The 15,067-nt window shown below is 70.2% G+C and carries 11 protein-coding genes; 4 read left to right on the top strand and 7 right to left on the bottom strand.

Going from position 1 to position 15,067, the window contains the following annotated elements; translation table 11 throughout:
* Positions 1-2 precede the first annotated feature (2 nt).
* Genes DDQ50_RS03275 through DDQ50_RS03265 form a run of 3 tightly spaced genes read right to left on the bottom strand, consistent with a single transcriptional unit; the run spans position 3 to position 3,564 of the window.
* Positions 3-848: a transglutaminase family protein gene (locus tag DDQ50_RS03275; protein WP_116755272.1), complete on the bottom strand. Its 846-nt coding sequence runs from the start codon at positions 846-848 to the stop codon at positions 3-5.
* Positions 845-1,774 (bottom strand): alpha-E domain-containing protein, encoded by a 930-nt coding sequence (locus tag DDQ50_RS03270; protein WP_116755271.1) that lies wholly within the window; start codon positions 1,772-1,774, stop codon positions 845-847. Before DDQ50_RS03270 ends, DDQ50_RS03275 begins: the two co-directional genes overlap by 4 nt.
* On the bottom strand, positions 1,768-3,564 hold the full coding sequence (locus DDQ50_RS03265) for a circularly permuted type 2 ATP-grasp protein (RefSeq protein ID WP_116755270.1): 1,797 nt from the start codon (positions 3,562-3,564) through the stop codon (positions 1,768-1,770). Before DDQ50_RS03265 ends, DDQ50_RS03270 begins: the two co-directional genes overlap by 7 nt.
* 311 nt (positions 3,565-3,875) lie before the next feature.
* Between DDQ50_RS03265 and DDQ50_RS03260 the strand changes: the two genes are divergently transcribed.
* A complete protein-coding gene (locus DDQ50_RS03260) occupies positions 3,876-5,063 on the top strand; it encodes a sensor histidine kinase (protein ID WP_116755269.1) in 1,188 nt (395 codons plus the stop codon).
* Positions 5,060-6,166 carry a hypothetical protein gene (locus tag DDQ50_RS03255; protein WP_116755268.1) on the top strand — a complete coding sequence of 369 codons (1,107 nt, stop codon included), beginning with the start codon at positions 5,060-5,062 and terminating at the stop codon, positions 6,164-6,166. Before DDQ50_RS03260 ends, DDQ50_RS03255 begins: the two co-directional genes overlap by 4 nt.
* Before the next feature lie 19 nt (positions 6,167-6,185).
* Here DDQ50_RS03255 and rocD read toward each other — a convergent pair whose 3' ends face one another.
* Together rocD and ddaH are read right to left on the bottom strand one after the other, a co-directional pair.
* Entirely contained in the window at positions 6,186-7,406 is a 1,221-nt protein-coding gene (gene rocD, locus DDQ50_RS03250) for an ornithine--oxo-acid transaminase (protein WP_116755267.1), read from the bottom strand.
* Positions 7,379-8,242: a dimethylargininase gene (ddaH, locus tag DDQ50_RS03245; RefSeq protein ID WP_116755266.1), complete on the bottom strand. Its 864-nt coding sequence runs from the start codon at positions 8,240-8,242 to the stop codon at positions 7,379-7,381. Before ddaH ends, rocD begins: the two co-directional genes overlap by 28 nt.
* Positions 8,243-8,367: 125 nt before the next feature.
* On the opposite strand from ddaH, the gene DDQ50_RS03240 reads away from it, so the two are divergent.
* Positions 8,368-8,805, top strand: a complete 438-nt coding sequence (locus tag DDQ50_RS03240) for an Lrp/AsnC family transcriptional regulator (protein ID WP_116755265.1) — start codon at positions 8,368-8,370, stop codon at positions 8,803-8,805.
* Positions 8,806-8,811: 6 nt separating this feature from the next.
* On the opposite strand, the gene DDQ50_RS03235 is transcribed toward DDQ50_RS03240, so the two are convergent.
* The gene (locus DDQ50_RS03235) at positions 8,812-12,267 is read right to left on the bottom strand and encodes a proline dehydrogenase family protein (RefSeq protein WP_116755264.1); all 3,456 of its coding nucleotides are present in this window, start codon (positions 12,265-12,267) and stop codon (positions 8,812-8,814) included.
* Between the two features lie 160 nt (positions 12,268-12,427).
* On the opposite strand from DDQ50_RS03235, the gene DDQ50_RS03230 reads away from it, so the two are divergent.
* Positions 12,428-13,822, top strand: coding sequence for an FAD-binding oxidoreductase (locus tag DDQ50_RS03230; protein ID WP_116755263.1), 1,395 nt, complete (start codon positions 12,428-12,430; stop codon positions 13,820-13,822).
* Between the two features lie 7 nt (positions 13,823-13,829).
* On the opposite strand, the gene DDQ50_RS03225 is transcribed toward DDQ50_RS03230, so the two are convergent.
* Complete coding sequence (locus DDQ50_RS03225; RefSeq protein WP_240614216.1) at positions 13,830-14,900, bottom strand: DNA-3-methyladenine glycosylase family protein; 1,071 nt, start codon at positions 14,898-14,900, stop codon at positions 13,830-13,832.
* Positions 14,901-15,067 lie beyond the last annotated feature (167 nt).

Raw genomic sequence — 15,067 nt, 5'->3', positions numbered from 1 at the left:
GATCAGGCCTCGCGCGTGATCTCGACGCGCACGAACAGCTCGGAGCGGAACGGCCCGGCGTAGACGCCGCGGAGGGGCGCGACGTCGTTGTAGTCACGACCCCGGCCGACGAGCACATGGCGGTCGCCGATCGGGATCAGGTTGGTCGGATCCCAACCGTGCCATTCACCGCAGAACCATTCGACCCACGCGTGCGACTCGCCCGCGACCGTCTCGCCGACAGCCGCGTCGGGCTTCGGGTGCAGGTATCCGGACACGTAGCGCGCGGGGATCCCGATCGACCGGAGTGCGCCGAGCGCGACATGGGTGATGTCCTGGCAGACGCCCTTCCGCTCGGCCCAGGCATCCTTTGCCGTCGAGTGGACTCCGGTGACGCCCTGCATGTACTCCATCGACTCGCCGACCGCACGACAGATGGCCTCGGCCGCGCTGCACGGGTCGGCCGCGTCAGCCGCGATGCGACGGGCGAGTTCGGCGATCTCATCGTCGGTCTCGGTCAGTCGGGTCTGGCGGATCTGCTCCACGTACTGCACCTGCGAGCCCGCGGAGGCGGGGAGGTCGTCCCAACTGATTCCACTTCCGGCATGTTCGCGATCCCGCACCTCGACGAGGCTGGTGGCGGTGAGCGCGAGCTCGCGGTGCGGCGTGAGGATCTCGAACGAGGAGACCCGGGTCCCCCAGTAGTCGACGTACCCGTGCTGAGAGGACAGAGGGCTGATGTCGAGGTGCGAGTGCAGGACGAACTGGCCCTCCGAGCTGGCCGGCAGCATGCGCGCCTCGTTGTAGGAGGCGGTGACCTCCCCCTCGTAACGGAACCCGGTCTTGTGCCGGATGCGCAGCCGCTTCACTGGCTCTCTCCCATCCAGATCGGATCCGCCTGTGTCGGGAAGTACCGCTGCCGGATCGCCTCGGAGGCCGAGGAGGTGCTCGTCTGCACGGCGTCCATCTGGCCGGGGAGGTCCTCGAGGATCTCGGCGATCGGCCGGTACTCGAGCTGGCTGCGGATCCGCCCCAGCAGGCGCTGCGCCTGATCGGAGACGCCGACGCGTTCGCTGCGGGGTTCGAGCTCGCGGAGGCACTCCTCAGCTCGCATCACCGAGAACATCACGGATCGCGGGAAGAGACGGTCGAGCAGCAGGAACTCCGCCGCGTTGCGGGCCGACGGGACACCGCGGTAGGTGCGCAGGTACGCCTCGTACGCGCCGCAGGAGCGGAGGATGGTCGTCCAGCTCGGACCGCTCGCCTCGGTCAAAGACCGGGTGGCGAGCAGCCGGGCCGTCATGTCGGCGCGTTCGATGCTGCGGCCGAGGGTGAAGAACTGCCACGTCTCGTCGCGGCTCGTCGCCGACTCGATGATGCCGACGGCGAGCGCCGCGCGTTCTCGGATCCAGCCGAAGAACTCGTGCACCTTCTCGCTCGATACCCGGCGCGGCATGCGGGCGCGGGTCGTGTTGAGGCACTCCCAGAGCTCGGTGGACACGATCTCGCGGGCACGGCGGGCGTTCTCGCGAGCGGCACCGAGCGAGTAGGCGATCGACGCGGGGTGCGTGCGGTCGACGGCGAGGATCGCGAGCACGTCCTGCCGGGTCAGCGTCTTGTCCTCGGGAACCGAACTGCCCATCACCGACAGGAGCGAGCGGCAGGCGAGGTCCTCCTCGATCCATGGGTCCTCGAGCAGGAGCTGGAGGTGCACGTCGAGGATTCGGGCGGTGCCGTCACTGCGCTCGATGTAACGGCCGATCCAGAAGAGGCTCTCGGCGATGCGGCTCAGCATGCGGGCTCCTGCGCGTCGTCGATGGTGGGCTCGGGGGCTGCTGCGCGAGTCCGTTCCGGCGTGCGGGGCCGGCCGATTCCCCCCGCGCAAGCGTGCGCGGTTGGGCCCAGTGCGCGTTCGCCCGGAACGCCCGGGGTGGGGTGGGATCTGGCGGACTGCTGTTGTTGCTGCTGCTGTTCGCCGTGGTCCCGCGGGCGGTCGAGCGGGCTGTGGTCGGGGGCGTGCTCGCGGATGATCGGGATCGACTGCGTCACCGTCGCCTGACCCGCGACCAGGTTCTGCACACTGCGCGCACCGCCGGCGTAGAGCGGCTCGTGGCCGACCACCCAGGTGTCCTTGCTGCCGCCGCCCTGACTCGAGTTGACCACCAGCTGGCCTTCGGGGAGCGCCACCCGGGTGAGACCGCCGGGCAGCACCCAGACATCCCGACCGTCGTTGACGGCGAACGGGCGCAGGTCGGCGTGACGCGGACGCATGCCGTCCTCGACGAGTGTCGGGATGGTCGACAGCTGCACGACGGGCTGGGCGATCCAGCCGCGCGGATCGGCCTGCAGGCGCACCCTCAGCTCGTCGAGCTCCAGCTTCGAAGCGGCAGGACCCACCACGAGTCCCTTGCCGCCGGAGCTGTCGACGGGCTTGACCACGAGCTCGTCGAGCCGGTCGAGTACCTCCTCCAGTGCACCCGGGTCCTCGAGACGCCAGGTGTCGACATTGGGGAGGATCGCCTTCTCGCCCAGGTAGTAGTCGATGAGGTCGGGCAGGTAGGTGTAGATGAGCTTGTCGTCGGCGACCCCGTTGCCCACCGCGTTGGCGATGGTGACGTGACCGAGGCGGGCGGCGAGCATCAGCCCGGGTGAACCGAGCATCGAGTCGGCACGGAACTGCAGCGGGTCGAGGAACTCGTCGTCTACGCGGCGGTAGATGACATCCACTCGGGTCGGGCCGGCAGTCGTGCGCATCCAGACCCGACCGCCGGAGCAGTAGAGGTCGCGGCCCTCGACCAGCTCGACGCCCATGAGTCGCGCGAGCAGGGTGTGCTCGAAGTAGGCAGAGTTGTAGACACCGGGTGTGAGGACGACGACGGTCGGGTCGTCGACCCCCGCGGGTGCGCTCGCCCGCAGCGCCTGGAGGAGCTTGTTGGGGTAGTCGCCCACGGGCCTGACCCGCATCGATACGAAGAGCTCGGGCAGGGTCTGCGCCATAACCCGTCGGTTCGAGATGACGTAGCTGACACCGCTCGGCACGCGCACGTTGTCCTCGAGGACCCGCCACTCGCCGGCCTCGTCCCGGATCAGGTCGATGCCCGACACCTGGATGCGGACGCCGTTGGGCGGAACGACCCCGGCCGCCTCGCGGTGGTAGTTGGAGGAGGAGCTGATGAGCGACGCGGGGATCACTCCGTCGAGGACCGCGAGCTGCGGCCCGTAGACGTCGGCGAGGAACGCCTCGAGCGCGCGGACCCGCTGCTTGATGCCCGCCTCGACGCGGGTCCACTCCCCCTGATCGATGACGCGCGGAACGGCGTCGAGCGGGAAGGGCCGCTCCTCGCCCGCGAAGTCGAAGGTGACGCCCTGGGCGAGGTAGCTCGACGCGAGGGCGTCGGTGCGGCCGCGGAGTTCCTCCTGGGTCATCTTCGACAGGGCCGAATAGATCTCGCGGTAGGACTCCCGGGTGTCGCTCGTGCTGACCTGAGCGCCCGCGGTGGAGAACATCTCATCCCACGGGGGCCGTTTCGGCTCGTACTTCGGCGGCGCCGCGCGCCGTGAGTAGTCGTCGAACAGGTCTCCCATATCCAGAGCCTACCCAGGGGCGTATTGCGGCATTGTTTCCGGCATCTGCGCTTTCGGTGCACCGATCGGGCCCGCCGTGCCACCCGATCCACTCCTCGTGGCGGGGCGTTCGGGCCGAACGTCGAAGGTCACCCGAGTCCCGCTTGGCGGCGTACTCACGCGCCCGCGGAGAATCATCGCCGGCGACTCGCCGTCGTTCCTCGTCGCGACCCCCGCTCTTCCTGAGCATCGACGGGGAGCCGCGCGCGTCGACGCGTTCCGCGAGCCGAGGGGCGTCCGGTCTTCGCGCGCCATAACCTGCTCACGTGACCATGATGCTGCCGAACACCAGGGCGGCGACGACGACCAATAGAGGCATCGCCGCCGGGTCCTACTGGTTCGCGATGATCCTCCTCGTCGCCGGTGCCACGAGTGCGGCCATGATCGCGAGTGCGACCGGCGAGTGGAGCGTCACGCTGTGGGTGGTGGCCGGGTTCGCTCTCGTCGCCGCCGCGGGCAGCATGCTGCGCTGGGCCTACGGCGCCGGAGTCGTGCTGAGCGCCGTCATCGTCGGCGCAGCAGGGATCGCTCTCACCACCTGGCAGATCGCGGTGGTCGCCCCGGGGCCGATCTCGACCGACACCTACTTCTTCTCGACGATCACTGTCGCGACGGTGACTTTCGGCACCCTCGTCTGGCGCTCGGGTCATGCCGCTCTCGCCTGCACGGTCGCGATCCTGCTCGCGCAGACGATCTTCGGTCTCGCCGCCTTCATCACCGGCGGGCAGTGGGCCGTCGACCTGCCGTCGCTCATCATCTGGGCCATCCTGTTCCTCGTCCTCACCGCCCTCGAATCGGCTCGGAAGAGCGGGCGCCGGGCGGCCGCGGCGTTCGAACGGGCGGATGCGTCGCAAGCCGAGACCAGTGCGCGGCGGCGCATCGCACTTCAGTCCACCGCGGTCCTGCACGACACGGTCCTCGGCGACCTCACGACGCTCGCCACGACGGAACCCGGCACGCTCAACGCGCGGACCATCGCCCGTCTGGCCGACACCATCGCGCTGCTCACCTCGGGCGACTGGCTGGGCAATGAGCTCGAGACGCCGATCGACGACCGGCTCGCGCAGCTGATCGATCCAGAACGGCTGGCCGACGTCGAGGTCAGCATCGTCGGCGACGGCGCGGCGCTGGACCTGCTCCGCGACGAAGACGCGCGTGAGCTGATCCGCGCACTCGACCAGTGTCTGGACAACGTCGACCGCCACGCGCGGGCGAAGAACGTCGAGGTCGTCCTCATGAGCAGCGCGGAGGAGATCTCGGTGATGGTCAACGACGACGGCGTCGGGTTCGACCTGGCTTCGCTGGACCCGGCTCGACTGGGCCTGCGAGCGTCGGTGCAGGCGCGCCTCGAAGCCATCGGCGGGCGCTCCACGATCTGGAGCACCCCTGGAAGCGGAACGTCAGTCCTTCTCACCGTGCCCATCCGCCAGCTCGACGACCCGGTCGGACAGAACCGATGAGTGCAGCCGACACCCCGCAGACCCTCGACCCGCTGGGAGGCATCACTGCGCGCTTCACCGTGTTCCTCGCCACGGCGATCGCCGTTGTCATCGCGACGACCTTCACCGCGATGTCAGTCCCCGAGATCACCCGACCGTGGGCCGTCATCGGCTCGCTCGCCAGTCTCGCCGCCGCGCTGACGGTCCTCGTCGTCTCCGCCAGCCCGTTCCGGGCCCCGTTCCGGCGCGGCAGCGCGATCGCGTTCCTCGCGCTCCTCGCCCTCGCCGTCTGGCTGGAGGCCGTCTCGAAGCTCGGCGCGGACACCCATGTGCTGAACGATTGGGGAGCGCTCGTGGTCGCGATCCTCATGTTCCCTCTCGGCTGCTACCGTCCGGCCCGCGAACTCGTGGTCGCCGCCGTCGTCATGGCCTTCGTGGTCGCCGGGGTTCCGCTCGTGCACATGCACAGCCTCGTGACCGACGTCCCACCCCTCGTGTTCTCGATCGTCATCACCGCCCCGGTGCTCGGCGGGGGGATCGCGGCGGCCGCTTTCTCCCGTTCGCTCGTCGGTGACCTGACCGCCTGGCGGGAGACCGCCCGCTCGGCCGCGAGCGTCGGAACGCAGTCGGCGACGCTGACCGCGGAGATCGAGGCCGACCGCCTGGCGCTGCTCAGCCGCGAGATCCTCCCTCTGCTGTCGAGCGTGGTCTCGACCGGCCGGCTCACGAGCCACGAGAGCGACCACGCACGCATGCTGGCGAGCTCACTGCGATCCACCCTCGTCGACGAGACCGACCGATCCTGGCTCGAGGAGCTCGGCGTCGATCTCTCGGACCCCGACCGCGAATCGGATGCCTGGCAGCCCGCACAGCGTGCGGCTCTGCGGGCGGTGCTCGAGCGTCTCGCGGAGTCCTGGCCGGGCGTCGACGTCGTACTCACGGTGACGGCGCAGGACGGTGAGACGCATGTCGACCTCGTCGGCACGTTCACCCGAGGCACCCGCCCCTCGCGCAACCAGCTCGCGCCCTACGTCGCCACGATGCGCATGGTCTTCGACCGGGTCGCCGTGCGTTCCAGTCAGGACACGGTGCAGATGCACTTCGAGGTGCCGAACCCCATTTAGGGCCCGGCACCTCGACAGGTCAGCCGCGGGCGCGCTCGAGGACCGCCTCGAGGCGGTCGAGGGCCCACTCGAGGTCGGCGAGCTCGATGACCAGCGGCGGCGCGAAGCGCAGAGTCTGACCGTGGGTGTCCTTGACCAGGATCCCCTCGTCGAGCATCGCGAGGGCGATGTCACGGCCGCTGCCGAGCGCCGGATCGACGTCGGCCCCGGCCCAGAGGCCCGCCCCGCGGACCGCGGTGAGTCCGTGACCCACGAGGGCCTGCAGGCGTTCCTGCAGCACGGATCCCAGCTCGCGGGCTCTCGCCTGGTATTCGCCGGTCTCGAGCAGCTCGACGACGGCGGTGCCCACCGCGGCGGCGAGCGGGTTGCCGCCGAAGGTCGATCCGTGCTGGCCGGGCTGCAGGACGCCGAGCACGTCGCTCGAGCCGACCACCGCGGACACCGGGACGATGCCGCCCCCGAGGGCCTTGCCGAGCAGGTACAGGTCCGGCACGACGCCGAAGAGGTCGCAGGCGAATGTCTCGCCGGTGCGCCCGAGACCCGACTGGATCTCGTCGGCGATGAAGAGCACGTTCGCGTCGGTGCAGACAGTGCGCACCGCTCGCAGATACCCCTCGGGGGGAACGATGACACCGGCCTCGCCCTGGATGGGCTCGATCAGCACGGCCACCGTCGTCTCATCGATGGCTGCGGCGAGCGCCTCGGCATCGCCGTACGGAACGGTGCGGAATCCGGGAGCGAACGGCCCGAAGTCGTCTCGCGCCTCGGGGTCGTCGCTGAAGCCGACGATGGTGGTCGTGCGGCCGTGGAAGTTGCCGGCGGCGACGATGATCGTCGCCTGGTCCGCCGGCACGCCCTTGACCCGGTATCCCCATGCGCGCGCGACCTTGATGCCCGATTCGACCGCTTCGGCGCCCGTGTTCATCGGAAGCATCATGTCCTTGCCCGCCAGGCGGGTGAGAGCGGCGGCGAATGGGCGCAGCCGATCGTTGTCGAAGGCGCGACTGGTGAGCGTGAGAGTGTCGAGCTGGTCCCGCGCGACGGAGATCAGTCCCGGGTGACCGTGCCCGAAGTTGACCGCGGAGTACGCGGCGAGGAAGTCGAGGTAGCGGTGCCCGTCGACGTCGGTCAGCCACGCGCCCTCCCCGCTGGCGATCGTGACCGGCAGCGGCGAGTAGTTGTGGGCGAGGGGGCCTGAGCCCTTCTCGGTGCTCAGCGGCGCAGTTCGAGTGTGCAGCACTTGACTCCCCCTCCGCCGCGGAGCAGTTCGGACAGATCGACGCCGATCGGGTTGTACCCGCGCTCGCGCAGCTGCGCCTCGAAACCGGTGGCACGTGCGGCGATGACCACGTTCAGGCCGTCGCTGATCGCGTTGAGGCCGAGCCAGACCGCGTCATCATCGGAGACGAGGATCGCATCGGGGAACCGCTGCTCGAGCACGGCCCTGCTGGCCTCATCGAAGGCGGCGGGCAGGTAGGCGATGGTCGGGGCCGAGCCCTCTTCGGGAAGGGGGTCGAGCACTACGAGGGCGGTGTCGAGGTGGTAGAAGCGGGGGTCGACGAGTGTGAGCCCGATGACCTCCCGGCCCGTGACGGCGGCGAGCTCGTCCTGACTGTCGACGGTGCTGCGGAATCCCGATCCGGCGAGGATGACGTCGCCCGCGAGCAGGAAGTCGCCTTCGCCCTCGTTGATCTGAGCGGCGTCGGCGACCGAGAATCCGTGCGCACCGAACCAGGCGGCGTAGAGAGGACCCTCCGCGGCGCGTTCCGCGTGCGCGAAGCGGGCGGAGTAGGCGATCCCGTCGAGGGTGAAGCCGCCGTTCGCCGCGTAGACCATGTCGGGAAGCTCTGCATCCTGCTCGATGAGCTCGACGTCGTGACCGAGACCCACGAAGACCCGGTAGAGCTCGTCCCACTGGCGGAGCGCGAGCGCGGTGTCGGTGGGAGTGTCCGGGTGCATCCAGGGGTTGATCCGGTAGCTGACCGTGAAGTGGTCGGGCCTGCACATGAGGTAGGTACGGTGATGGGCCACACGGGCCTCCGTCCGCGGGGCCGCGGCGGTGTCGGTGATGGTCATGCGGAGCTCTCCTCTATTTCGTCAACAGCCATTGTCACGAAACTTCGGCGCGTCGTTACCCCCTGCGGCGCTGTGATCGTGCGTATTGCTGGCTTCAGCGCAAGATTCCGCCGTAGACTCTCGGGGTGGACAGCATCGATCACCGCATCCTGGATCTCCTCCGACTCAACGCCCGTTCGGGCTACGGCGATATCGGGGCCGTGGTAGGCCTGTCGGCTTCCGCGGTCAAACGCCGGGTCGACCGTCTGGTGGCGACCGGCGTGATCCGCGCCTTCACCATTCAGGTGGACCCCGAGATCGAAGGCAAGAGCACGGAGGCCTACGTGGAGCTCTTCTGCCGGGGCACCGTCGCTCCCGCCGAGCTGAAGCGCATCCTCTCAGCCGTCCCCGAGGTCATCGACGCGGGAACGGTCACCGGCAGCGCCGATGCGATCGTGCGCATGCGGAGCCGGGACATCCCCAGCCTCGAGATGGCGCTCGAACGCGTCAGGGTCGCGCCGAACGTCGACCACACCCGCAGCGCGATCGTTCTCTCTCGCCTCGTCCATCGCAGCATGGACTGAATGGGCTCAGAGGACCTCGGCCGCCAGAGCCGACGGCGTCCCGAACCGGTGGGCAGTGATCGAGACCGCCTGTTCGAGGAGGAAGGGCCGCAGCTCGAGCCGGCCGGCCACAGTGACCTCGCCCGCGAAGACGGTGACGTCGGGATCCCCTCCCGTGGCCGCGGCGAGCGCGGCGGCGTCGCCCCCGTCGCCGACGAGACGCACGCGCCCGCCCGCGAGCTCGCGTGCCCGAGCCCGCTCGAGGAACCTCTCGTCACCCTCGACGCGCGTACGCACACCCCTCAGTTCGAGCAGGCCCGCGAGCCCGGGTGACAGCGGCCGGGCGAGCGAGAGCGTGATGTCGGCGCCCGCACGGACACCCGCGACCAGGACACGGACGAGCTCGGACACGCTTCCGCTCTCGGTCAGGCGCAGCAGCACCGCGGCGGGGCGGTAGCGGAACACGTTGCGCTCGACACCGAGTGCGGACACGTCTCGGGTGACGCCGTATTCGGCCCGCCAGGCCGCCTCATCGCTGCGAGCCCCCTGCCGCACGAGTTCGAAGCCCTCGTAGGGGAGATCCGCGGTCGCCGCCTCGATGACCCGGGCGACGTCGGAGCCGACGCCGTCGAGCGCGATGCTCCTGCCCGGTGGGAGAGGGAGGGGATGCCAATCGACGAGATCGAGGAGAGCGTTCGGTCCGCCCGCCTTCGCGCCGCCGCCGACGTTCGAGCGCTTCCATCCGCCGAACGGGTGGCGACGGACGATCGCCCCCGTGATACCCCGGTTCACGTAGAGGTTGCCCGCCTCGACCGTTTCGAGCCAGTCGGCGATCTCGAGCGGATCGAGCGAGTGGAGTCCGGCGGTCAGCCCGTACGGGACCGCGTTCTGGAGTTCGATCGCGCGTTCGAGACTGGGCGCCCGCATGATCCCCAGCACCGGACCGAAGTACTCGGTGAGGTGGAACTCCGATCCCTCGGCGACGCGGTCGCGCACTCCCGGCGTCCAGAGACGGCCCTCCGCGTCGAGCCGGCGCGGTTCGACGAGCCAGTGCTGGCCCGCCTCGAGTTCCGTCAGTGCGGACAGCAGTTTGCCGGAGGCCGGTTCGATGAGCGGGCCCATGGTCGTGTGCGGGTCGAGGGCCGACCCGACGCGCAGCGAGGCCGTCGCATCGACGAGCTGGTCGAGGAAGCGCTTCGAGCGCCCGACGGACCCGACGAGGATGACGAGACTCGCGGCCGAGCACTTCTGTCCCGCGTGGCCGAACGCGGACCGGACCACGTCGGCGACGGCGAGATCGAGGTCGGCGCTGGGGGTCACGATGATCGCGTTCTTGCCGCTCGTCTCCGCGAGCAGGGGGAGGTCGTGGCGCCAGGAGCGGAACAGGGCGGCGGTGTCCCACGATCCGGTCAGGAGGACGCGGTCGACCAGCGGGTGCGAGATGAGGGTTCGTCCGAGCCCGTCCTCGTCGATGTCGACGAACGCGAGCAGCTCGCGCGGGATCCCCGCCTGCCAGAGAGCCTCGGCGAGGACCGCGCCGGTGCGACGGGCCTGGGGGGCGGGGGTGAAGACGACGCCGCTGCCCGATGCGAGAGCGGCGAGCACCGATCCCGCCGCGATCGAGATCGGGAAGTTCCAGGGCGGGGCGACGACGGTGACCCGGGCGCTGGTGTGCGTCACCCCGGGAATCTCGTCGAGTCCGCGGGCGAGGGTGGCGTAGTACCGGGCGAAGTCGATCGCCTCGCTGACCTCGGGGTCGCCCTCCGCGAGGGTCTTCCCGGTCTCGGCCGCCGCGATCTCGAGCAGATCGGCGCGGAGGGCGGCGAGCGCCGCGGCCGCCCGCTCGAGCACTCGCGCGCGTTCCTCTCCGCCCTGCTCGGCCCAGCCGACCGCCGACCTGCCGACGGTGTCGAGCACCCGGTCGAGGATGCCGGTGTCGTCGATCCGCGAGGCGGCCAGCACGGCGTCGCCGAGCGAAGTGTCCGGCGCACCGCGCAGGAGCCGTGCCGCCCAGGCCCGATTCGCCGCGAGCGACGGGTCGGTGTCGGGGGCGCCCGCGTACTCGGCCCCGTGGATGGCGCGCGGCTTCTCGGATCTCCGGTCCTGCACCCGATTCGTCTCGGGAACCTTGTCGCCGACGGCCGCCAGCGATTCCAGGAATCGACCGCGCTCCCGCTCGAACGCCGTCGGCGAGCTGCCGAGCTCGAAGACGGCCGACATGAAGTTCGCCTCGCTGGCGTTCTCCTCGAGGCGGCGCACCAGGTAGGCGATCGCGACATCGAACTCCGCCGGGTCGACGACCGGTGTGTAGAGGATGACGCCGCCGACATCGCGGGCGACGGCGCCGGTGCCACCCGCGGCCATCCCGAGCAGCATCTCGAAGTCGATCCGGTCCGTGACACCGCGGCGCTGGGCGAGCAGCCAGGTCCACGCGATGTCGAACAGGTTGTGCCCCGCCACCCCGATGCGGACCGAGCGCGTGCGCTCGGGGGTCAGTGCCCAGTCGAGCAGACGCAGATAGGCGGCGTCGGTCTCGAGCTTGCTCGACCAGGTCGCCAGGGGCCAGTCGTGCAGCGTCGCATCGACATGCTCCATCGCGAGGTTGGCGCCCTTGACGACGCGGACCTTCACACTCGCTCCCCCGGCGGCGACCCGGGACGCGGCCCAGTCCTGAAGGCGCTTCATGGCGGGAAGGGCATCCGGAAGGTAGGCCTGCAGGACGACTCCGGCTTCGAGGCCGGCGAGTTCGGGCTGATCGAGGACTCGCATGAAGACCGCGAGGGTCAGGTCGAGGTCCCGGTACTCCTCCATGTCGAGGTTGATGAACTTCGGCTCCGGCGAGGCGGCTGCGAGACGGTAGAGCGGAAGCAGCGTCGCGACGACGCGCTCGACCTCGGCGTCGAAAGCCCACATCGAGAGGCCGGCGGCGACGGAGGACACCTTGATCGACACGTAGTCGACATCGTCCCGTTCGAGCAGGCGTCGGGTGCCGTCGAGTCGCCGCTGAGCCTCCCCGTCTCCGAGAACCGCCTCGCCGAGCAGGTTCAGGTTCAGCCGGGCACCGCCGGCGCGCAGCGCGGCGATGCGGGACCCGAGCCGGTCGCCGCTCGCGTCGATCACGAGATGCCCGACCATGGAACGGAGTGCGCGCCGAGCGACGGGAACGACGATCCACGGCGCTGCAGGGGCGAGCGCTCCCCCGAGACGGACCGCGGCCCGGAGGTGCCAGGGCAGGAAGCTCGGGACGCTTCGTGCGAGCGCGCTGAGATTGCGCCCCGCGACCCCGACGTCGTCAGGTCGGACGACCCCGTCGACGAAGCCGAGCGCGAAGGCCGGGCCAGCCGGATCGCGCAGGAGCGCCGCGAGTCGCTCGCCGGCCGGGTCGGCCGCAGCGCCGTCGTGCGACGCCAGCCAGCGCCTCACCAGGTCGACGGCGGCGGGTCCGATGTCGAGGAGATCGTTGGCGCGGGGCTCGCTCGTCATGCGCCGAGCCTAGGGCGGACCCGCTGGGTCCCTCCCCATCCTCCCGGGCGGCGCACACTGTGTCGCGCATCCCCGACGTACCCCGATCGTCCACTGTTTGCCGGACGACACCCAGGCTGCGGGGTACAAGGGAACGGGACTGACACGTTATTGTCTGCCTATGGGCAAGCCCGTCACAATGGACGAGCTCGCTGAGCTGCGCGCCGGCGTCTCGGGCGTCGTGTATGCCCGCGGTGACGCCGGACTCGCTCATGAGGCGCGCTGCTTCAACACCGCCATCGTGCACGACCCCGACGTCGTCGTCGGCGCGCGGGGCGCGGACGACATCATCGCGGCCGTCGCCTTCGCGGCTCGTCACCGTCTCCCCGTCTTCGTGCAGGCCACCGGGCACGGTGCATTCGCCCCCATCACCGAGGGCGTGCTCATCTCCACCCGCCGGATGGGCGGAGTGAGCGTCGATCCCGAACTGCGGATGGCGACGATCGGCGCGGGAGCCCGCTGGGGAGCCGTCGTCGACCGCGCCTCGCGGTACGGCCTCACGCCCATCACCGGTTCCTCATCGCACGTCGGTGCCGTGGGCTACACGCTCGGAGGCGGTCTCGGACCCCTCGCTCGGACCTACGGCTTCACCGCCGACTGGGTGCGGGGCTTCACCGTCGTGACCGCCGACGGCCGTCTCGTCCGCGCCTCGGCGACGGAGCATCCCGATCTCTTCTGGGCACTTCGCGGAGGCAAGGGCGGCCTCGGCCTCGTGGTCGACATGGACCTCGAGCTGGTCCCCCTCAAGCGGGTCTACGGCGGCGGGCTGTTCTACGACTCGGAGCACATCGAGGATGCGCTGCGCGCCTGGGTCGACTGGGTGCATTCGCTGCCCGACACCGTCACGTCGTCGGTCGCTCTGCTGCGTTTCCCGCCCATCGACGAGGTGCCCGAGAATCTGCGCGGGCGCTTCGCCCTGCACCTGCGTTTCGCGTTCATCGGCGACGAGCGGGACGGCGAGCGTCTGCTGGCCCCGATGCGCCGGGCGGCACCCGCCTTCCTCGACCTGATCGGGGACATGTCGACGACCGAGATCGACTCCATCCACGACGACCGGGACCAAGCCGGTCCCGCGTGGGATCGCGGAATGCAGCTGACCGACATCGACCAGGCGTTCGTGACCGCCCTGCTGTCGCGGGCCGGGGCCGGCAGCGACGTGCCCTTCATCGCGATCGAGATCCGGCACATCGGGGCGGGCGCGACCCGGGGCGCGTCGCAGGACACCGCGATCGGCGGCGCCGGCTCACCGTTCACGCTCGTGATGATCGGGGTTCCCGTTCCCGAGCTGTTCGACTCGGTGCTCCCGCAGAGCTCGGACTACATCGTGTCGGGAATTCTGCCGTGGATCGCGGACGAGACCAATATCAACTTCCTCGGCCACGTCGCCTCGACCCAGCAGTTCGCCAGCGCGTGGCCGGCCGATGCCTTCTCGCGTCTCATCGAGACGCGCACCGCATGGGATCCCGAGGGGCTGTTCGCCTATCCGGCAGGTCCCGCAGGCGGGATCGACGGCTGATCCCGGCTCAGTGCGCCCGGTGGTCCTGCACGGTCATGCGCGGTCCGAAGCGCGGTTTGCGGAACCCGCTCGCGTAGATCAGTCGCACGATCCGCTGGCGATGGCCACGCCAGGGCTCGAGCAGTTCGAGCATGCGATCGTCGTCGGCGGGTTCGCCCGACAGCGCATAGCCGACGACGTCGTGCACGTGGTAGTCGCCGTAGCTCACCGAATCGGGGTCGCCATGCGATCGCTGCGCGGTCTCGGCGGCGGTCCACACCCCCACTCCGGCGATGGTCCTCATGCGCGACTCGACCTCGCGGCCCGGATCGAACGCGAGAGTGCGTTCGAGACCATCCGCGACGGTGGCGGCCCTGATGCAGGTGCGCGACCGTGCCGGGTCGACACCCGCCTTGTGCCACTCCCACGATGGGATGCGCCGCCAGGTCGTCGCGTCGGGGAAGACGCGCATCCCCTGCGGTGCGGGTCCGGGAGGGGTGGTGCCGTACCGGCTCAGCAGGTAGCGCCAGGCCCGACGCGCCTCAAGACCCGTGATGCGCTGTTCGATGATCGCGGGGATCATCATCTCGAGGACCAGGTCGACGCGCGAGATGCGCAGATCGGGACGTCGCCGCAGCGTGTCGGCCAGCAGAGGAACCGACGACACGTCGAGCCCCGACCAGTCGTCCTCGGACCCGAGCGTGCGCGGCAGCTGATCGGTGGCCCATTCGGCGCCCGCTCCCCACGCCCGGGAGACGATGTCGCCATCGAGCCGCTGCGCGAGATGGATGGTGGCCGGGCCCTCGGGCGTGAGCAGGGTGCGCCACACACCCGGTGCGCCGTGCCGACCGTCGAGATCCCAGCGGAAGGTCGGATCGCCGTGACCGCGCCCGAGGGACCCGAGGACGAGGCGGAGCGACACCGGCTCTCGCGGACGGTAGACGCTCTCGCGCACCGGGGTCTCGACGACGGGCGCCACCTGCCCCGGCGTTCGGTGCGGGCCGCGCCGCGGGCGGTCGTCCGTCATCTGGGCGCTCGCGAACCACGGGTTCGCTGCCGCGAATCCGCTCCCGCTCGAACCGACGCCCACCCTTGCCACCGCAGGTCATCGTAGGCGCCTCATCGGACATCACCGAGACGAGTCGCCCTGCGCCGCATGTTTCCGCGTAACGTGATGAGCGGGCGAGCGACGGAGCGGCCCTGCATCCCAGGAGGCGACGATGTCCCAGACCATGGCAGCCCGGCACCCCGAGCAGGCAGGCGCCG

The organism is Amnibacterium flavum, assembly GCF_003097495.1.
Classification (GTDB): domain Bacteria; phylum Actinomycetota; class Actinomycetes; order Actinomycetales; family Microbacteriaceae; genus Naasia; species Naasia flava.
This window is presented reverse-complemented; position numbering and strand designations above follow the sequence as displayed.

Coding starts and splice junctions, on each gene's coding strand:
- DDQ50_RS03235 (WP_116755264.1), bottom strand. CDS start 12,267: ATGACGAGCGAGCCCCGCGCCAACGATCTCCTCGACATCGGACCCGCC.
- DDQ50_RS03230 (WP_116755263.1), top strand. CDS start 12,428: ATGGGCAAGCCCGTCACAATGGACGAGCTCGCTGAGCTGCGCGCCGGC.
- DDQ50_RS03270 (WP_116755271.1), bottom strand. CDS start 1,774: ATGCTGAGCCGCATCGCCGAGAGCCTCTTCTGGATCGGCCGTTACATC.
- ddaH (WP_116755266.1), bottom strand. CDS start 8,242: ATGACCATCACCGACACCGCCGCGGCCCCGCGGACGGAGGCCCGTGTG.
- DDQ50_RS03265 (WP_116755270.1), bottom strand. CDS start 3,564: ATGGGAGACCTGTTCGACGACTACTCACGGCGCGCGGCGCCGCCGAAG.
- DDQ50_RS03255 (WP_116755268.1), top strand. CDS start 5,060: ATGAGTGCAGCCGACACCCCGCAGACCCTCGACCCGCTGGGAGGCATC.
- DDQ50_RS03260 (WP_116755269.1), top strand. CDS start 3,876: ATGATGCTGCCGAACACCAGGGCGGCGACGACGACCAATAGAGGCATC.